The 16,637-nt window shown below is 63.7% G+C and carries 19 protein-coding genes and 1 pseudogene; 7 read left to right on the forward strand and 13 right to left on the reverse strand.

Annotated elements, in window-relative coordinates:
• Positions 1-48: 48 nt before the first annotated feature.
• Both ACFQX9_RS19610 and ACFQX9_RS19615 read left to right on the forward strand, forming a co-directional pair.
• Entirely contained in the window at positions 49-270 is a 222-nt protein-coding gene (locus ACFQX9_RS19610; protein WP_018456196.1) for a hypothetical protein, read from the forward strand.
• Between the two features lie 18 nt (positions 271-288).
• Positions 289-498, forward strand: coding sequence for a hypothetical protein (locus ACFQX9_RS19615; protein WP_039799669.1), 210 nt, complete (start codon positions 289-291; stop codon positions 496-498).
• 130 nt (positions 499-628) lie between these two features.
• Here ACFQX9_RS19615 and ACFQX9_RS19620 read toward each other — a convergent pair whose 3' ends face one another.
• Both ACFQX9_RS19620 and ACFQX9_RS19625 read right to left on the reverse strand, forming a co-directional pair.
• Positions 629-877: a hypothetical protein gene (locus ACFQX9_RS19620; protein ID WP_377790136.1), complete on the reverse strand. Its 249-nt coding sequence runs from the start codon at positions 875-877 to the stop codon at positions 629-631.
• Between the two features lie 95 nt (positions 878-972).
• Positions 973-1,230, reverse strand: a complete 258-nt coding sequence (locus tag ACFQX9_RS19625) for a hypothetical protein (RefSeq protein ID WP_018456199.1) — start codon at positions 1,228-1,230, stop codon at positions 973-975.
• Positions 1,231-1,368: 138 nt separating this feature from the next.
• On the opposite strand from ACFQX9_RS19625, the gene ACFQX9_RS19630 reads away from it, so the two are divergent.
• Positions 1,369-1,590 (forward strand): hypothetical protein, encoded by a 222-nt coding sequence (locus ACFQX9_RS19630; protein WP_018456200.1) that lies wholly within the window; start codon positions 1,369-1,371, stop codon positions 1,588-1,590.
• On the opposite strand, the gene ACFQX9_RS19635 is transcribed toward ACFQX9_RS19630, so the two are convergent.
• Both ACFQX9_RS19635 and ACFQX9_RS19640 read right to left on the reverse strand, forming a co-directional pair.
• The gene (locus tag ACFQX9_RS19635; protein ID WP_085352570.1) at positions 1,587-3,077 is read right to left on the reverse strand and encodes an HWE histidine kinase domain-containing protein; all 1,491 of its coding nucleotides are present in this window, start codon (positions 3,075-3,077) and stop codon (positions 1,587-1,589) included. The genes ACFQX9_RS19630 and ACFQX9_RS19635 overlap by 4 nt on opposite strands.
• Positions 3,078-3,090: 13 nt before the next feature.
• Entirely contained in the window at positions 3,091-9,378 is a 6,288-nt protein-coding gene (locus tag ACFQX9_RS19640) for a HAMP domain-containing protein (RefSeq protein ID WP_085361356.1), read from the reverse strand.
• 282 nt (positions 9,379-9,660) lie between these two features.
• Here ACFQX9_RS19640 and ACFQX9_RS19645 point away from each other — a divergent pair, with 282 nt between their 5' ends.
• Complete coding sequence (locus tag ACFQX9_RS19645; RefSeq protein WP_085352568.1) at positions 9,661-9,957, forward strand: hypothetical protein; 297 nt, start codon at positions 9,661-9,663, stop codon at positions 9,955-9,957.
• A gap of 4 nt (positions 9,958-9,961) precedes the next feature.
• On the opposite strand, the gene ACFQX9_RS19650 is transcribed toward ACFQX9_RS19645, so the two are convergent.
• Positions 9,962-10,474, reverse strand: a complete 513-nt coding sequence (locus ACFQX9_RS19650) for a DUF4142 domain-containing protein (protein WP_377790138.1) — start codon at positions 10,472-10,474, stop codon at positions 9,962-9,964.
• Positions 10,475-10,570: 96 nt separating this feature from the next.
• On the opposite strand from ACFQX9_RS19650, the gene ACFQX9_RS19655 reads away from it, so the two are divergent.
• Both ACFQX9_RS19655 and ACFQX9_RS19660 read left to right on the forward strand, forming a co-directional pair.
• A complete protein-coding gene (locus ACFQX9_RS19655; protein ID WP_026233106.1) occupies positions 10,571-10,765 on the forward strand; it encodes a hypothetical protein in 195 nt (64 codons plus the stop codon).
• A 315-nt stretch (positions 10,766-11,080) separates the two neighbouring features.
• The gene (locus ACFQX9_RS19660; RefSeq protein ID WP_007594775.1) at positions 11,081-11,287 is read left to right on the forward strand and encodes a hypothetical protein; all 207 of its coding nucleotides are present in this window, start codon (positions 11,081-11,083) and stop codon (positions 11,285-11,287) included.
• Positions 11,288-11,424: 137 nt separating this feature from the next.
• On the opposite strand, the gene ACFQX9_RS19665 is transcribed toward ACFQX9_RS19660, so the two are convergent.
• A complete protein-coding gene (locus ACFQX9_RS19665; RefSeq protein WP_018456205.1) occupies positions 11,425-11,673 on the reverse strand; it encodes a hypothetical protein in 249 nt (82 codons plus the stop codon).
• A gap of 175 nt (positions 11,674-11,848) precedes the next feature.
• Here ACFQX9_RS19665 and ACFQX9_RS19670 point away from each other — a divergent pair, with 175 nt between their 5' ends.
• Positions 11,849-12,016: a hypothetical protein gene (locus tag ACFQX9_RS19670; protein ID WP_162847273.1), complete on the forward strand. Its 168-nt coding sequence runs from the start codon at positions 11,849-11,851 to the stop codon at positions 12,014-12,016.
• On the opposite strand, the gene ACFQX9_RS19675 is transcribed toward ACFQX9_RS19670, so the two are convergent.
• From ACFQX9_RS19675 to ACFQX9_RS19705, 7 genes and pseudogenes are all read right to left on the reverse strand, one after another.
• Positions 12,013-12,501 carry a DUF3147 family protein gene (locus ACFQX9_RS19675; protein ID WP_018456207.1) on the reverse strand — a complete coding sequence of 163 codons (489 nt, stop codon included), beginning with the start codon at positions 12,499-12,501 and terminating at the stop codon, positions 12,013-12,015. The two genes, ACFQX9_RS19670 and ACFQX9_RS19675, sit on opposite strands and share 4 nt — an antisense overlap.
• Positions 12,501-12,848 (reverse strand): DUF3147 family protein, encoded by a 348-nt coding sequence (locus ACFQX9_RS19680; protein ID WP_018456208.1) that lies wholly within the window; start codon positions 12,846-12,848, stop codon positions 12,501-12,503. The genes ACFQX9_RS19675 and ACFQX9_RS19680 overlap by 1 nt, the downstream gene beginning before the upstream one ends.
• Entirely contained in the window at positions 12,845-13,429 is a 585-nt protein-coding gene (locus ACFQX9_RS19685) for a phosphatase PAP2 family protein (RefSeq protein ID WP_018456209.1), read from the reverse strand. Before ACFQX9_RS19685 ends, ACFQX9_RS19680 begins: the two co-directional genes overlap by 4 nt.
• Before the next feature lie 134 nt (positions 13,430-13,563).
• Positions 13,564-13,662, reverse strand: a pseudogene (locus ACFQX9_RS19690) (NAD(P)-dependent oxidoreductase); the annotation flags it as partial.
• Positions 13,663-13,850: 188 nt separating this feature from the next.
• Positions 13,851-14,402: a DUF4142 domain-containing protein gene (locus tag ACFQX9_RS19695; protein WP_085352563.1), complete on the reverse strand. Its 552-nt coding sequence runs from the start codon at positions 14,400-14,402 to the stop codon at positions 13,851-13,853.
• Between the two features lie 87 nt (positions 14,403-14,489).
• The gene (locus tag ACFQX9_RS19700) at positions 14,490-14,717 is read right to left on the reverse strand and encodes a hypothetical protein (protein ID WP_018456212.1); all 228 of its coding nucleotides are present in this window, start codon (positions 14,715-14,717) and stop codon (positions 14,490-14,492) included.
• Positions 14,718-14,725: 8 nt separating this feature from the next.
• Positions 14,726-16,513: a thiamine pyrophosphate-requiring protein gene (locus ACFQX9_RS19705; RefSeq protein WP_018456213.1), complete on the reverse strand. Its 1,788-nt coding sequence runs from the start codon at positions 16,511-16,513 to the stop codon at positions 14,726-14,728.
• Positions 16,514-16,637 lie beyond the last annotated feature (124 nt).

Raw genomic sequence — 16,637 nt, forward strand, 5'->3', positions numbered from 1 at the left:
AACAAAATTAATGAAATTCGACGTAAAATCAGCGCCTTGAGGCTGGAAATGGCCGATGTCGAGGCGGCCGTACGCGAGCTTGTCGAGCGCGATCGGGACTGCACGGAGAAGGCCCTGGCGCAGATGGATCTGCGCCGGAAAATCAATCTGCTGATCGGCGAATGGAAGGCTGCAGGTGGCGGCGATGTCCTGCCGAATGTCCGCGATAGGATGCGCCTTCGTTCCGCGAAGACATCAGGTAGTCCTCTGCGCGTGATCGCGCGCCGCTGAGAGCCTTGGGAGCGCACGGTGGAGGAAGACCCGGATGCATACCGGATTCTAAAGCTGCGCGCCGAGATTCTCGAACTGGGCTCTGCCATCCGGCAGCTGCAACGCGAGGGGCTCGACGACGCCGCGGCCCAGCTCTTGATCGCGCGCAAGCGCGCACGACTCGACCATCTGGTGAAGTCAGATCCTGCAGGCGTTCATCCTGACATCCTGGGCAGCCATCGTAGCTGAAGCCTGCGCGCAACGCGAGGTGCGGGGCTCGTCGATACCGCATGTTGACGAAGCGGCCCGAGAGAAGTCTGTTCGAATACCAAAGCAAAAGGCCCCGCGATCGCGGGGCCTTCGTGTTTTCGCCGAACGCCTACTTGGTGTTGCTCATACCGGCCTTGTTGTTCGTCATGGTGCCGCCCTGGTCGGAGCCGGGGCCGGAGCCGCCCTGACCGGAGGGATCAACACCCTTGGAGGACTTGGTGTTGGCGCCCGTGGTGGTCTGCGACGATGACATCGATGATCCGTGTTTTGCCTTATGCGACTTGGCCTGCACGGCGAACGGTGCGGCGGCGAGGCCGGTTGCCAACATCACGGCAAGAGCGAGCTTGGTGGTCTTCATCTGCGGGAACTCCCTGAGTTGAATTGACGCAGGCAGCCAACTGCCATTCGTCGCAGGAGTTCCGAACGAAGAAATTCCGGTAAAGCACGCATAGTTCAAGATTGCTTGTCCTCGGCGAGGATGAATACGACGCCGGTCAGTGTCGCGCCGATCGCGAACGTCGTCACCAAGGTGAGGGCGAAAACGACCACGGCCTGCCTTCCGCCGTGACTCAGCAAATTGGCGACGCCGGGATTGGACAGCACGAGCAAGAGGCTGAAAGCGAGTCCTAAGGCTGCGCCCATCATCGCGTGCGTCATCAGCTTGACGAGCCCGCTGGGAGAGATCAGGTCAGACGACTTCTTCGCGCGCATGGAACTCTATCCCAATCTCGCATGCAACGCCTGCGACACTCGCCGGTTCCACCCGCATGAAGGAATTGTCATCGTCCGCTTCATCCGACGTTCATGCCGGGTGGGCGAGAATGAGCGCGCAACACGGGAACATTCGATATGGGTAAGGTGGTCTTTCTCTATCGCTCTCTGGCTTATCGTAACGCCGCTGCGGACATCCTCCGCAAAGCGCGCAAGCTGCCCCGCGGCGCGGAGCGAAGCGCGGCGTGCCGCTATGCCAAGGCTCTGCGCGATCTCGCCCAAACGGAAGCCTGGCTCGAAGGACGGGTCGCGCGCGAGCCGCAAACGACGCAGCGCAGGAAGAGCGCGGCCTCCGGTTAGCCGGAAGCGCGCTGCAATTCGGCGGAGCTGGCGGCTTCGAAGTTGCCGGGCGCGGTCGTCGCGGCAGTCTTGCGGACCAACGGCACCTCGAGCCGGCACAGCAGACCCTCGGCGCGCCAATCGAATCGCGCCTGCCCGCCGAGCTGGGACTCGACGCTCGCAAGCAGGCTCCGCGTACCAAAGCCGCGGGATTTCGGCGTCATGACGAGCGGGCCGCCGGATTCCTCCCAGGTCAGCGTGAGCAGCTCGTCCTCGACCTGCCAGCCGATTGCGAGCCGTCCCGTCCGCGTCGAGAGCGCGCCATATTTCGCCGAGTTGGTGAAAAGCTCATGCAGCGCCAGCGCCAGCGTCTGGGCGGTTGCCGGCAGCAACTGAACTTCCGACCCCGCCAATTTGATCTGGCCGCCGAGGGAATAGGGCGCAAGCTCCTCGTCGATCAGCTTCGAGAGTTCGGCGCCCTGCCAGCTCGATAGCGACAGGATCGTGTGCACGCGCGCCAGTGCATTGATGCGTCCCTCGACGGCGCTGACATAGGCTTTGACCTCGTCGGCGCGGGTGAGGCGCACGATCGATTGCGCCAGCGCCAGCGCATTCTTGGCGCGATGATCGACTTCCCGCGCCAGGAGAGTCTGCCGTTCCTCGGCGCGCTTGCGTTCGGTGATGTCCACCGTCACGCCGCTGACGCGCATGACCCGACCGCTATCGTCAACCGTGGCGGCGGCCGTGCCGACACACCAGCGCACATCGCCGTCGGGCCGCACGATGCGGAACTCCGTTTCATAGGAGCGCGTGCCCTTGTTGAATTCGGCGATCGCCTTGCGCAACTGATCGACGTCATCCGGATGCAACAGCGCCTGAACGTTGGCCGGATTCACCTCGAAGCTCTCCGGGCCAACACCAAAGATGCGGTATTGTCCCTCGTCCCACATCCAGTCGCCGGTGATCCAGTCCCAGTCCCAGGAGCCCATCTTGCCGGCGGCGATCGCCATGCTGCGCCGCTCTTCGCTCTCGCGCAGCTTTGCTGTGGAATTCTCAAGCTCGGCGGTGCGTGCACGCACGCGGTCCTCGAGGTCCTGATTCAGCCGTTCGAGCTCGCGCGTCTTGCGATAGAGCTCTGCAAACACCTTGACCTTGGCGCGTAGCACCTCCGGCACGACCGGCACCGGGACGTAGTCGACGGCGCCCATCTCGTAGCCGCGCAGGCGGTCGATGTCGCTGACTTGAATGGCCGAGATGAAGATCATCGCGGTCTTCTGGAAGCGCGGGTGCTCGCGGATCATCGCGGCGAGCTCGAAGCCGTCGAGCTCGGGCATGCAGACGTCGACCAGGATCACCGCGATCTCGGTCTTGAGCAGCACCTCCAGAGCCTCGCGACCGGATGAGGCGATCACGAGGTTCTGGCCGAGATCCTTCAGGATCACCTCATAGGCGAGCAGCTTGGCCGGCTGGTCGTCGACGAGGAGGATGTTGACCTTTTCGTGGTCCATACGGGCATCCAACTCAGCGGTGCAGCCACATGCGGATTGCAAGCAGCAATTGATCGGTGTTGACGGGTTTGGCGAGATAGTCAGACGCGCCGGCCTCGAGGCATTTCTCGCGGTCGCCCTTCATGGCCTTGGCCGTCAACGCGATGATCGGAAGACGGGCGAAGATGGGGTTTTCACGAATGACGCCGATGGTCTGATAGCCATCCATCTGCGGCATCATGATGTCCATCAGCACGATGGCGATCTCCGGGTTGGATTCGACCAGGGCCACCGCCTCGTTGCCGGTCGTGGCCGTCAGCACCTTCATGCCGCGCCGCTCCAGCACGCTCGACAGCGCGAAGATGTTGCGGGCGTCGTCGTCGACGAGCAGGGCGGTCTTGCCGATCAGGTCTTCGTCGGAACTGTTCAGCTTCTCGAGCATGCGCTGCTTCTCGATCGGCAACTCCGTGATCACGCGGTGCAGGAACAGCGCGGTCTCGTCGAGCAGGCGCTCCGGCGATTCCACGCCCTTGACAACGATGCTCCGCGCCATGGTGTGGAGCTCCGCATCTTCCTCGGCCGACAGCTCGCGGCCGGTGAAGACGACCACCGGAACGTTCGAGAGCGCCTCGTCATTGCGGATCTGGTCCAGCACCTCGAAGCCGGTCATGTCGGGCAGGCGCAGGTCGAGCACGACGCAATCACAGGGGTTCTCACGCAGCATCGAGAGCGCGTCGGCACCGGTGCCGGTCGTCACGATCTCGATGTCGTCGTGATGCAGGAGCTCGCGGATCGAGAGCTGCTCGGCCTCGTTGTCCTCGACGATGAGCAGCCGCTTGCGCCGCGGTCGCGCATATTCCTTGATCTGGGTCAGCGCGGCCGAGACACCCTCGGTCGTCGTCGGCTTGTTGACGAAGGAGAAGGCGCCGCGCGCCAGCGCATGCTGGCGGTCCTCGTCGAGCGTGATGATCTGCACGGGGATGTGGCGGGTCAGCGGATTGTGCTTGAGCTGGCTCAACACGGTCCAGCCGAGCATATCCGGCAGGAATACGTCGAGCGAGACAGCCCTCGGCTGGTACTGCTTTGCAAGCTCCAGCGCCTCCGCGCCGCGGGCCGCGACCAGCACCTTGAATCCCTTGTCGCGGGCGAGGTCGACCAACACGCGCGCGTAGTGCGGGTCGTCCTCGACGATCAGGAGGATGCTATCGCCGGGTTCGAGGTTGAGCCGGTCGTCGGGAAGCTGCTCGATCACGCGCTGCGGTTCGGCTGTCGCGGGCTGCAGCGCCGGCGGCTGGCTCTGTTGGGGCGTTGCGCGGGGCGCGAGCGTCGGGCCGGAATATTTCAGCGGCAGGTAAAGCGTGAAGCACGAGCCCTTGCCCGGCAAGCTGCGCAGGTGGATCTCGCCGCCGAGCAGGCTTGCGAGTTCGCGGCTGATCGCAAGGCCGAGGCCGGTACCGCCATATTTGCGACTGGTGCCGGCATCCGCTTGCTGGAACGCCTCGAAGATCAGCTTCTGCTTCTCCAGCGGAATGCCGATGCCGGTATCGGACACTTCGAATGCGATCACGGCCGGCGCCGAGTTCAGCACGGGATGATCCGTGCCCCAGCCGCCGACCGCGGCGGCGACCTTCAGGCGCACTTCGCCCTCGGCGGTGAACTTGAAGGCGTTGGAGAGCAGGTTCTTCAAAACCTGCTGCAGGCGCTTGGAATCGGTGACGAGGCTGCGCGCAAGATTCGGATCGACGTCGATCTTGAACGACAAATTGCGGTTCTCCGCCTCGTGACGGAACGGCCGCCCGACCGTCTCGAGCAGATTCGCGGTCAGGATTTCCTCGGCGTCGACCGTCACCGTACCGGACTCGATCTTGGAGAGATCGAGAATGTCGCTGATGAGATTGAGCAGGTCGGTGCCGGCGCCATGGATGGTGCGGGCGAATTCGACCTGCTTGCCGGTAAGATTGCCGTCCGGATTGTCGGTGAGCTGCTGGCCGAGGATCAGGATCGAGTTCAGCGGCGTGCGCAGCTCGTGGCTCATATTGGCGAGGAATTCGGACTTGTACTTCGAAGTCAGCGCGAGCTCGGTTGCCTTTTCCTCCAGTGCGCGGCGGGCCTGCTCGATCTCCTGGTTCTTGCGCTCGACTTCGACATTGCGCTCTGCGAGCTGCTGCGCCTTCTGTTCGAGCTGGTCGTTGGTCTGCTGCAATTCGCGCTGCTGGGTCTGGAGCTCGCCGGCGAGCTGCTGCGACTGCTTGAGCAGGCCTTCGGTCTGCATCGTCGCCTCGATCGAGTTGAGCACGATGCCGATCGAGTCCGTGAGCTGCTCCAGGAAGGTCATCTGCGAGGTCGTGAAGGAGGTGAGCGAGGCGAGCTCGATGACCGCCTTGACCTGGCCTTCGAACAGCACCGGCAGCACCACGAGGTTCTTCGGCGCGACGCGAAGCAGCGCCGAATTGATCGGCACCACGTCAGGCGGAATGTCCGCGATCACGCGTGGGCGCCGGTCGAGCGCGCATTGGCCGATCAGGCCGTCGCCGAATGGCAGCACGCGCGGATACGGATAGACGCCGTCGCCGGCATAGGAGGCAAGCAGCAGGAGCCGCGGATTCTCTTCATTCTCGACCTGGTAGATCACGCCGGTATGCGCGTTCACCAGCGGCGACAATTCGGTCAGCAGCAGGCGACCGACGGTGGTGAGGTCGCGCTGGCCCTGAAGCATGTTGGTGAATTTCGCCAGATTGGTCTTCAGCCAATCCTGCTCGGTGTTCACGTCCGTCGTGAGACGGAGGTTCGTGATCATCGTGTTGATGTTGTCTTTCAGCTCTGCGACCTCGCCGCGGGCGTCGACCTGGATCGACCGCGTCAGGTCGCCCTTGGTCACGGCGGTCGCCACTTCCGCAATCGCGCGCACCTGCGAGGTGAGGTTGGCTGCCAGCAAATTGACGTTGCCGGTGAGGTCCTTCCAGGTGCCCGCGGCGCCGGGCACGTCGGCCTGACCACCGAGCCTGCCCTCGACGCCGACCTCGCGCGCCACCGACGTCACCTGGTCGGCGAAAGTCGCGAGCGTCTCGGTCATGTTGTTGATGGTGTCGGCGAGCGCCGCGACCTCGCCCTTCGATTTCACGGTGAGGTTCTGCTTGAGATCGCCGTTGGCGACCGCGGTCACCACCTTGACGATGCCGCGGACCTGCTCGGTCAGGTTCGCCGCCATGAAGTTGACCGTGTCGGTGAGATCCTTCCAGGTGCCGGCGACACCGGGCACCTGGGCCTGGCCACCGAGTTCGCCTTCGGTGCCGACCTCGCGGGCAACGCGCGTGACTTCGCCGGCGAAGGCATTGAGCTGGTCCACCATGGTGTTGATGGTGTTCTTGAGCTCGAGAATTTCGCCCTTCACGTCGACGGTGATCTTGCGCGACAGGTCGCCGCGCGCGACGGCGGTGGTGACTTCGGCGATGTTGCGGACCTGGGTGGTGAGGTTCGCGGCCAGCAGGTTGACGTTGTCAGTGAGGTCCTTCCAGGTGCCGCCGACGCCGGGCACGACGGCCTGGCCGCCGAGCCGGCCCTCGGTGCCGACCTCGCGCGCGACGCGCGTCACTTCGGCGGCGAAGGAGCGGAGCTGCTCGACCATGGTGTTCAAGGTGTCCTTGAGCAGCAGAATTTCGCCGCGCACGTCCACCGTGATCTTCTTCGACAGGTCGCCGCCGGCGATCGCGGTCGCGACCTCGGCGATGTTGCGGACCTGCGCCGTGAGGTTCGAGGCCATGAAGTTGACGTTGTCGGTGAGATCCTTCCAGGTGCCGGCAACGCCGGGCACCTCGGCCTGGCCGCCGAGCTTGCCTTCGGTGCCGACTTCGCGCGCGACGCGCGTCACTTCACCGGCAAAGCCGTTGAGCTGGTCCACCATGGTGTTGATGGTATTCTTCAGCTCCAAAATCTCGCCACGGACGTCGACGGTGATCTTGCGCGAGAGGTCGCCGCGCGCCACGGCAGTGGTGACTTCGGCGATATTGCGGACCTGGGCGGTGAGGTTGCCCGCCATCGAGTTGACGCTGTCGGTGAGGTCTTTCCAGGTGCCGGCGACGCCGGGCACGTTGGCCTGGCCGCCGAGCCGACCTTCAGTGCCGACCTCGCGCGCCACGCGCGTCACCTCGCCCGCGAAGCGGTTGAGCTGGTCGACCATCGTGTTCAGCGTGTCCTTGAGCTGAAGGATCTCGCCGCGCACGTCCACGGTGATCTTGCGCGACAAGTCGCCGCCGGCGATCGCGGTCGCAACTTCGGCGATGTTGCGGACCTGGGCGGTGAGGTTGCCCGCCATCGAGTTGACGCTGTCGGTGAGGTCCTTCCAGGTGCCGGCGACGCCGGGGACTTCGGCCTGGCCGCCGAGCTTGCCTTCGGTGCCGACTTCGCGCGCGACGCGCGTGACTTCGCCGGCGAAGGCGTTGAGCTGGTCCACCATGGTGTTGAGCGTTTCCTTCAGCTGAAGGATTTCGCCTGACACGTTGACGGTGATCTTCTTCGACAAATCGCCCTTGGCCACCGCGGTCGCGACTTCGGCGATGTTGCGGACCTGGCCGGTCAGGTTCGAGGCCATCGAGTTGACGCTGTCGGTGAGATCCTTCCAGGTGCCGGCGACGCCGCGCACCTGGGCCTGGCCGCCGAGTTTGCCTTCGGTGCCGACCTCGCGGGCAACGCGCGTGACTTCGCCGGCAAAGGCGTTGAGCTGGTCCACCATGGTGTTGATGGTGTCTTTCAGCTCGAGGATCTCGCCGCGGACATCGACGGTGATCTTTTTCGACAAATCGCCGCCCGCGACCGCGGTCGTCACCTCGGCGATGTTACGGACCTGCGCGGTGAGGTTCGAGGCCATCGAGTTGACGCTCTCGGTCAAGTCCTTCCAGGTGCCGGCGACGCCGAGCACGTTGGCCTGGCCGCCGAGCCGGCCCTCGGTGCCGACCTCGCGCGCGACGCGCGTGACTTCGCCGGCGAAGGCGTTGAGCTGGTCGACCATGGTGTTGAGCGTTTCCTTCAACTGAAGGATTTCGCCCGAGACGTTCACCGTGATCTTCTTGGAGAGGTCGCCGCTCGCGATGGCGGTGGCAACGTCGGCGATGTTGCGGACCTGCGCGGTGAGGTTCGACGCCATAAAGTTGACGTTGTCGGTGAGGTCCTTCCAGGTACCGGCGACGCCCGGCACCTGCGCCTGGCCGCCGAGCTTGCCTTCGGTGCCGACCTCGCGCGCCACGCGCGTCACTTCCGAGGCGAACGAGTTGAGCTGGTCCACCATGGTGTTGATGGTGTCCTTCAGCTCCAGGATTTCGCCGCGCACGTCCACCGTGATCTTGCGCGACAGGTCGCCGCGAGCCACGGCGGTGGTGACGTTGGCGATGTTGCGCACCTGTGCGGTGAGATTGCCGCACATCGCGTTGACGCTGTCGGTGAGATCCTTCCAGGTGCCGGCGACGCCTGGCACGATGGCTTGGCCGCCAAGCTTGCCGTCGGTGCCGACCTCGCGCGCCACGCGCGTCACTTCCGAGGCAAAGGAGCGGAGCTGGTCCACCATCGTGTTGATGGCTTCCTTGAGCTGAAGGATCTCGCCGCGGACGTCGACCGTGATCTTCTTCGAGAGGTCGCCGTTCGCAACTGCGATCGTCACCTCGGCGATGTTGCGAACCTGGTTGGTCAGGTTGTTCGCCATCGAGTTGACGCTCTCGGTCAGATCCTTCCAGACGCCGGTCACTTCCGGGACCTGGGCCTGGCCGCCGAGCTTGCCTTCGGTGCCGACCTCGCGCGCCACGCGCGTCACCTCTGAGGTGAACACGCCGAGCTGCTTGATCATGGTGTTGACGATAGTCGCCGACTGCAGGAATTCGCCGCGCAGGGGGCGTCCATCGACGTCGAGCTTGACGGTCTGGAGCAGGTCGCCCTGCGCCACGGCTGCGACCGCGCGCGTCACCTCGCGCGTTGGCCACAGCAAATCGTCGATCAGCGTATTGACCGAGCCTTCCATGTCGGCCCAGGAGCCGGAGGCCAGCCCAAACTTCACGCGCTGGCGGGTCTTGCCCTCGCGGCCCACCACCTGGCCGACCAGTTCGAGCTGCTGCGCCATGCGCTGATTGGCGGCGATGATGTCATTGAAAGTGTCGGCGAGCTTGCCGTCGATGCCGAGATAGTCGCCGCTCATGCGCACGGAGAAATCGCCGTTGCGCATGGCCTGCAGGGCGAGCAGCAATTCTGCCCGGGAATCGGGCTCCGACATGCCGTTGGTTTTTGGCTTTGGAACGCGACGACCGGAACGTGATGCAGATCCGGGATCGAGGTCGCTCATAATTTGTCCCCCGCAGGCGTCAGCCGATTCCCAGGCAAGACGCGGATTATCAAAATAGAGCGTCAGCCAAATTCGAAATCAAGCGCCAACGTTACGGCGCCAGGACGTGGAACCTGCTTTGCTCAGCCCGATTAACATAATAGCGATACCTCGGAATGGTTCCATTGGGTTCCTGATTTCTGCCGAGGGAAGACACCTTGGGGGCCCGTTTCGGGCCTCGGTCATCGCTTCCGGAACGGACCGCTGGTCCTGCTGTTAGCCTCGAATACAGGGAGAGCGCACATGAAAGCAGGATTTGCCGTGATCGGCACCGTGATGTTGTTGGCTGGATCGGCGTTCGCACAAGGCGGCGCGCCCAGCGGCCGTGGTGCGGTGACCGGCGACCCCGCCGCAAGCTCCGCCACCCCACGCGCGGACACACCAACTACGGGTGCGTCGACCCGGTCCAATCCCAGCGGTAGCGGCACCTCGACTTCGGGCGGCAAGGATGACAATGGGGATGCCGGCCGGGACCGGATGCCGGAGAGCGACCGCACCGTGCGGCCGGAGAGCCAGCAAAGTCATCCGAACAATAAATAAACGGCTACTTGTCTGCCATGGTGCGCTCGGCGTCTTTGACCTGTGAGCGCAACAGTGGGAGCTGCTCGCGCGCGAATGTTGCAAGCACGGCATTGTCGGGCGCCTTCAGATAGCGCTCGAGCAGGTCGATCACCGATTCATACTCGGGAATCTGCGCGGCATAGAAGCTTCTGACGAAAGTCGGTCCGTCCGAACTTTCGGGCTCGACCAGGCTCGCGCTCGCCGAGGTCGTCTTGGCGACGCGCGGTTCGGTGCCGATCGTCTCCTGAATCTGTTTCAGGGCCTTGTCGCGCCGGGCTGCTTCTTCGGCGCGCAGGGCGGCGAGGTTCTTGACCTCGGCATTGCCCTTCAGGTCGGTGCTCTCCAGCAAGCCCTGCTGAAAGCGGCTGAAAGTGTAGAGGTCGCTGATGGTCTCGGTTGCGGTCGGCGTGCGGCCGGTCGGCCGTCGCTCTCCGGTGCTGTCGGCAAGCGGTGCAGTGCTGATGAACGCCAAAACCATCGCGAGAAGAATCCGCATGGACGTCCAATGGCGGACGGCGGTCGAAAGTTCCGCAGATGTTACGATCCGGTAAGGGCGGTTGCGACGCGTCGGTTCCGTCCCCAATTCATGTTGATGAAACAGTCCGAGATCTTCAGGGATAACGCCGACAACTGCCTCCAGCTCGCCGAAAGGGCCGAAGCACAGCCGGCACACAATCGTTTTCTGCGCATGGCGAATGCGTGGACGGCACTTGCCGACGAGCAGGATTGGCTCGACGGCGAGGTGCCGCCCGTTCCAACGCGCAGGCCTCAAAAGCAGGATGCGTAATTCTGTCGTGTTCGTGGATCTGCGTGTGAGACTGCGCACGGACAACAAGCAGGATCATTCGTAACAGTCGATCGCGTTGATTTCCTATTTCAGGAGGTTTTTGCAATGGCTCCACGTCTGGCTCTTCTTTCGCTCATCCTCGCCTTTGGCGTGTCGGTCGCGTTCGCCACCGTGACGACAGTGCGGCAGGTGCATCACGAAAATGCATCGACCCCGGTGCACTCAGCGCACAGTTAGCAGTCTGATCTCGCGGGTCGGAACCTTCGACGCTCCGGCGCGTAAGCGCTTCGAGACAGCAAAGAGGCGAGAGCTATCATGGCCCATTCCGACCAAGGCATCATCAGAGATCAGCGCGGTGAACAGCAGCCGCGGGACAAGCAGCGTGCGCAGACCGTGCACAAGTCGGAGCCAAAGGGCTCGCCCTCTCGTGAGGCCACGCGCGATCCCAAGCTGAACGACAACAGCAAGACGCCCGGTTCCGGCATGGCGCCCGATGATTCCGGCGACGCGCCGAGCGGCTAATTCCTTCAGGAACGAATTCGCACGCGAAGAGTCGAGGGATTGCTTCCGGTTGTCATGCCCCCGGTGATCCGGAAGTAATCTCCAAGGACGGCCCTGGCACCCCGTGCCGGGGCCGTTTGCTTGAGCATCAGGCTGGACTAATCCTCGGAGCCGCGCTCGGGATGCGGTTGCGTATGGCCGTCCGGGCCGCGCCCGAAAACTCCGAACCTGCTCGATTTGACATTCGCCCCTGCATCGACTGCGGCGGTGGCCAGTCCGAGCTTCAGGAGCTCGCGCACGGCCGCGGCTCGCGTCGGCATGCGATGTTTGAACCGGAAGTCGTCCACCGCGGCCAGTTCTTCCGGTGACAGCATGACCTGGAGCCGCTCGGCGCGAAGGTCGTTCATGATCAATCACCCAAAATGAGCAAGTTGAGTAGTTTACTCAACGAACTCATTCGGCCGCGGTTCCACAAGATGCGGCTATGACGCCAAGTTAGCCAGAAATATAACGAAATCAATAACTTATGTGATGCAAAGATCCTTTGACAGGTGTATACTCCCGGCAAATGGGAGAGACGTCATGACGAACGAAGTCAGATTGCCCCGCACACATGTCGAAGAGAGCGAAGCACCCAGGCCGGTGCGCCCCAGCCACCAGAAGGTCATCGAGCAGGTCGAGCGCTGGGCCAACAGCCCGGGCCTTCAACCGCCGAGATTGCAGCCGTCAATGCATGCCAAAGCGGGCTAACGCTTCGTAAGGGGAGAACCCTTTGCTGATGGCGAATGGGCTGACCGGTGCGGTTTGCGGGAGACGATGCGCAGCTTGCGCCTGAGCCCCCAGGCCAATACCGAAACCACGGCCCAAGCTATCAACGCGGCGGCGAAAGCGCCCGGAACGCTTGCGGCCACGGTAACATGAAAGACGGCGGCGAATGCCAGGAGACCGATGCTTCCCCAGGCGGCACCAGCCGCGTCGAGCCCGGCGGCCTCTTGTCCGCGGCGCGTGCCGCTGAGGCCGGCCTTCTCCTTGGTGCGGCGTTCATGGCTTTCGACCAGCGTTGCGCTCGCGCAGAAGATGGCGGGAAGCGCAAGGAAAAGTCCGCCGACGGAAACACCGAAGCGCGCTCCCAGAACCCCCGTGAGCACGGTCGCCAGGCCACCGAGCAGGAAACGAATGCCGTATTCGTACCAGCGCGTCTGCTTCAGCGCGGAGAGCGACAGCTTGACCGGCATCAGGCCGCACCTCCAAAGCCGGCGAGCAGGCCGAAGGCGACCGCAAGCCACACGATACCAGCAAGGACGGTCGCCGGCAGCGCGGACACACAGTATCTGATCAGCAGATGGCAGACGACGACGCTGTAGCAGCCGAGCGCGACCGCGCCATAGATCATCGTCCAGCTTTCTGCCGCGGCGTATTGCGGGCCGTGCTGGACGACGGCGATGCCGAGCGTCGCCAGTGCAACTGACGGTGCTGCGCCGAGCAACCCCGCAAAGCTTTTGGGTTTGAGCATATCGCCCAAGATCGCAAAAGCGGAGACGATGATGCCACCGGCGATGAAGCGCACGACATATTCGGTCATGGCCGTTTCCGCCAAGTGAGCTGCTTGCGCAACGATTGCGTCAGTGTCCATGGCCGCAAGAGTCTCTCTACGGCCGCGCCCAGCGCAAAGCCTGCGACGACGTCGCTTGCCCAATGCGCGAGTACCGCAATCCGTGTCAGCGAAAGTGCGACCGCAATCGCACGCACCAACCGACGCGGCGTTTTTGGCAGCAGGCCCGCCGCCGAGGCAAGTGCGCCCATATGGACCGCGTGACCGGACGGGAAGGCGTCGCGCGCCTGTCCTGAGATGGGTACTCCATGTCGGTGTCCGCGTATGGTCAGCCGGTCTGGCCTGGTCTGATCGAATATGGATTTCAGGACATGCGGGAGGACGGCAGTCGCCAGCGACACGGCCAGAACGTGATTTGCAACGGGGCGCTGTTGGGGCTGCCAAATATGAGTGTAGAGCCACCCTGCCGCGGCCAGCGCGAGCAGCACGTGCTCGTCGGCAGCCCAGGTCAATGTCTGCGCCGTGTGCTCGATGCCTGAATTGGTGTGATCAGCGATCGTATCCGCGATCGCGGTGTCGATCCGGCTAGGTTTAACCTCTACTAATGCCATCGGTCTGCAAGCGTGATGTCCTTCATGACAGTTTTGTAAAGCCCGGAGACAAAGAAGGTTCCTGGGCTCTGCCTCGTGGCATAAGTCTGCCGCGCCGACTACGGCTGTCCCGATCCACCAGCGGACCCATACACCTAGCCGGTCGCATTGCTCGCGTCGGCCGCGGCACGCTGCACATAAATCGAGGCCAGTTCGGCGGGCTGGCCGGAACGGCCGAGCGGCGTCATGCCTCCGCTGTCGAAGAGGCCAGCGAAGCAGCAGCGAGCGTTGCGCTCGCCGCTTGGACGACGTGCCGGCGGGATACTGAAGTCTTGTCGTGATGTGTCATGACGATCTCCGCGATCTTCGATCTCACTGCGCGGAGACAGGCATCGTTGCAAAACGAGAGGACGCCGGTAGGGCCGGCGTCCTCGTAAGATGTTTACTTGGTCTGACCGACGCTCGGCGCCTTGCCGAGCTCCTTGGCCATGTCGAGATGGTGCTTGAGCGCCGGCAGCGTCTTGCCGGCCCAATCCTTCAGGTCGGAATTGTCGCCGCCCTTGGCGTAACGCTCGAACAGCGAGACCGCGTCCTCATGGGCGCTGACCTGGTACGAATTGTAATCCGAACTGAAGTCCTTGCCATTCGCGCTCTTGAGCTTGTCGAGTTTGCTCTGATGCGAGCTGTCGAGTGCTGTCGGCAGCGTCGCCTGCACCTTGCCGCCGCTGACAAGGCCCTTAAGTTCGCTGCTGGTCTTGGTGTGGTCGGTCACCATCTGTTGCGCAAAGGTCTTCTCCTGCGCGTTGCCTTTCTGCTCGGCGAGCTTGCTCGACTCGATCTCGAACATATCGCTGATGGCGACTTCCTTGACGAAGTCGGCGGTGGCGGGCGCGACGCCGAGCGCCGAGTTGACGCCGGTTTTCTCGCCGAGCGACTGGGCGAGTGCGGGGCCTGCGAGCAGCACGCAAGCAGCTGCGATAATCATTCGTTTCATGGTCCGATCCCTCCGAATGGGCGCGCAGCCTCTCGCCGCGCGACGTTGCGCCCACCAACACACTGCAGCGGCCGGAGTTCCTAACGGCTAATCCGTCGGTCTCCGCCCGCTCCGCGGGTTGATTGGATCGGTAGGCTTGCGCCGAAGCCGTTCGGGCAGAAATGGCTCGCTCGGCGTGGCAGTGGCCTCGGCACGCACGTCTGCATGGCGTTGTGCCCGTTCATGCGGCGTCCGGTTGTCGTTGATCTGCCGCTTCACGTCGAGGCCATCCACGGGATCGTTGACGCCGTGCTGGATATCGCGGAAATCGCTCATGCTTCACCTCATTCGTTTCCAGGTAGGATCTTTTCCAGCACCTGCCGCGCCGCCCCCTTGATCACTCCGCTCTCGTTGGGATCGCCCTTCAGCAGCGCAAGCGAGAAGTTCTTGGCCTGCTGCAAGGTGATGTGCGGCGGCAGCGGCGGCACTTCGGGATCGGTCTTCACCTCCAGCACCACCGGCATCTCGCTCGCCAGCGCCTGCTCCCAGGCCGAGCCCAGCAGCCGCGGGCTGTCGACATAGATGCCGGAGAGGCCGATCAGTTCGGCAAAGCGCGAATAGGACACGTTTGGTATGCGCTGCGATGCCTCGAATTTCGGATCGCCGTTGATGACGCGCTGCTCCCAGGTCACCTGGTTGAGGTCTTCATTGTTGAAGACGCAGACGATGAAGCGCGGATCCTTCCAGTCGCGCCAATACTTGGCGGCGGTGATCAGCTCGGCCATGTTGTTCATCTGCATCGCGCCGTCGCCGACGAGTGCGATCACCGGGCGGTCGGAATGGGCGTATTTCGCGGCGAGCGCATAGGGCACCGCGGCACCCATCGAGGCGAGCCCGCCTGAGAGCGAGGCCGTCATGCCGCGGCGCATCTTCAGGTCGCGCGCGAACCAGTTGGCGCAGGAGCCGGAATCGCTGGTGACGATGGCGCGGTCGGGCAGGCGCGGAGACAGCTCCCAGGCGACGAGCTGCGGATTGACCGGTGCTGCGGGCTGATGTGCCCGATCATCGAGCGTCTTCCACCATTTCGCGACGTCGTCCTGGATACCCTGGCGCCAGGCGCCATCGCTCTTGGGTTTCAGTCGCGGCAGCAGGGCGCGCAGCGTCTCGGCGGCATCGCCGACGAGGCCGACCTCCATGGGAAAGCGGATCGACATCATGCTGGCGTCGATGTCGATCTGCACGCCGCGCGCCGCGCCTTCCTTCGGCAGGAATTCGGCATAGGGAAAGGCGGAGCCGACCATCAGCAGTGTGTCGCATTCCATCATCATGTTGTAGCTGGGTTCGGTGCCGAGCAGGCCGATCGAGCCGGTGACCCACGGCAGATCGTCGGGGAGCGCCGCCTTGCCGAGCAGCGCCTTGGCGCAGCCGGCGGACAAGCGGTCGGCGACCGCGATCACCTCCTCGGTGGCGTGGAGCGCGCCGGCGCCGATGAGCATCGCGACCTTCTTGCCGGCATTGAGCACCTCGGCGGCACGGTCGAGGTCAGCGTCACGAGGCTTGATGCTTGGAGCGCTATAGCCAATGCCGGAGTGCAGAGTGCCGTGAGCGCGCGGCGGGTCCTCGTAGGGCTCCTCCTGGATATCGTTGGGCAGGATGATCACCGTTGGCGTCCGCCGGGCCAGCGCGATCCGGATCGATCGATCGATCAGATGCCGGATCTGCGCCGGCGAGGAGGCCTGCATGACGTAGGCGCCAGCCACATCCTTGAACATCGAGACGAGATCGAGTTCCTGCTGATATTGCCCGCCCAGCGCATTGCGTGCCTGCTGGCCGACGATCGCGAGCACGGGCTGGTGATCCAGCAGGGCATCGTAGAGCCCGGTGATCAGATGCGAGGCGCCGGGGCCCGAAGTTGCGATACAGACCCCGAGTTGGCCAGAGAACTTCGCATAGGCGCTCGCCATGAAAGCGGCCATCTCCTCATGCCGGGTCTGAACAAAGCCGATCTTGCCCTCAGCACGCTGAAGGGCTCCGAACACGCCGTTGATGCCATCGCCAGGATAGCCAAAGAGGTGGCGCACGCCCCATTGATGCAGACGTTGAACGATGAAGTCGGAGACGGTCTGGGACATCAAGGGCGGCCCTTCGTTTCCGGTATTTGGTTTCCGGGATTTGAAGTTGAGAGAACCACCCGTTTCCGGCGATGTTCCTCAAGTCTGACGGAACATGCCGGAACGATCGCGCACCTCTTCGGGT

The sequence above is a fragment of the Bradyrhizobium sp. GCM10028915 genome (assembly GCF_042666195.1).
In the GTDB taxonomy this organism is placed as follows: domain Bacteria; phylum Pseudomonadota; class Alphaproteobacteria; order Rhizobiales; family Xanthobacteraceae; genus Bradyrhizobium; species Bradyrhizobium canariense_D.

Bases quoted from the DNA above. Each gene is read 5' to 3' on its own strand.
- ACFQX9_RS19655 (WP_026233106.1), top strand. From the start codon at position 10,571: ATGAAACAGTCCGAGATCTTCAGGGATAACGCCGACAACTGCCTCCAG.
- ACFQX9_RS19680 (WP_018456208.1), bottom strand. From the start codon at position 12,848: ATGACCGAATATGTCGTGCGCTTCATCGCCGGTGGCATCATCGTCTCC.
- ACFQX9_RS19695 (WP_085352563.1), bottom strand. From the start codon at position 14,402: ATGAAACGAATGATTATCGCAGCTGCTTGCGTGCTGCTCGCAGGCCCC.
- ACFQX9_RS19625 (WP_018456199.1), bottom strand. From the start codon at position 1,230: ATGCGCGCGAAGAAGTCGTCTGACCTGATCTCTCCCAGCGGGCTCGTC.
- ACFQX9_RS19650 (WP_377790138.1), bottom strand. From the start codon at position 10,474: ATGCGGATTCTTCTCGCGATGGTTTTGGCGTTCATCAGCACTGCACCG.
- ACFQX9_RS19630 (WP_018456200.1), top strand. From the start codon at position 1,369: ATGGGTAAGGTGGTCTTTCTCTATCGCTCTCTGGCTTATCGTAACGCC.
- ACFQX9_RS19700 (WP_018456212.1), bottom strand. From the start codon at position 14,717: ATGAGCGATTTCCGCGATATCCAGCACGGCGTCAACGATCCCGTGGAT.
- ACFQX9_RS19660 (WP_007594775.1), top strand. From the start codon at position 11,081: ATGGCCCATTCCGACCAAGGCATCATCAGAGATCAGCGCGGTGAACAG.
- ACFQX9_RS19645 (WP_085352568.1), top strand. From the start codon at position 9,661: ATGAAAGCAGGATTTGCCGTGATCGGCACCGTGATGTTGTTGGCTGGA.
- ACFQX9_RS19685 (WP_018456209.1), bottom strand. From the start codon at position 13,429: ATGGCATTAGTAGAGGTTAAACCTAGCCGGATCGACACCGCGATCGCG.
- ACFQX9_RS19705 (WP_018456213.1), bottom strand. From the start codon at position 16,513: ATGTCCCAGACCGTCTCCGACTTCATCGTTCAACGTCTGCATCAATGG.
- ACFQX9_RS19670 (WP_162847273.1), top strand. From the start codon at position 11,849: ATGACGAACGAAGTCAGATTGCCCCGCACACATGTCGAAGAGAGCGAA.
- ACFQX9_RS19665 (WP_018456205.1), bottom strand. From the start codon at position 11,673: ATGAACGACCTTCGCGCCGAGCGGCTCCAGGTCATGCTGTCACCGGAA.
- ACFQX9_RS19640 (WP_085361356.1), bottom strand. From the start codon at position 9,378: ATGAGCGACCTCGATCCCGGATCTGCATCACGTTCCGGTCGTCGCGTT.
- ACFQX9_RS19635 (WP_085352570.1), bottom strand. From the start codon at position 3,077: ATGGACCACGAAAAGGTCAACATCCTCCTCGTCGACGACCAGCCGGCC.
- ACFQX9_RS19675 (WP_018456207.1), bottom strand. From the start codon at position 12,501: ATGCCGGTCAAGCTGTCGCTCTCCGCGCTGAAGCAGACGCGCTGGTAC.
- ACFQX9_RS19620 (WP_377790136.1), bottom strand. From the start codon at position 877: ATGAAGACCACCAAGCTCGCTCTTGCCGTGATGTTGGCAACCGGCCTC.
- ACFQX9_RS19610 (WP_018456196.1), top strand. From the start codon at position 49: ATGGCCGATGTCGAGGCGGCCGTACGCGAGCTTGTCGAGCGCGATCGG.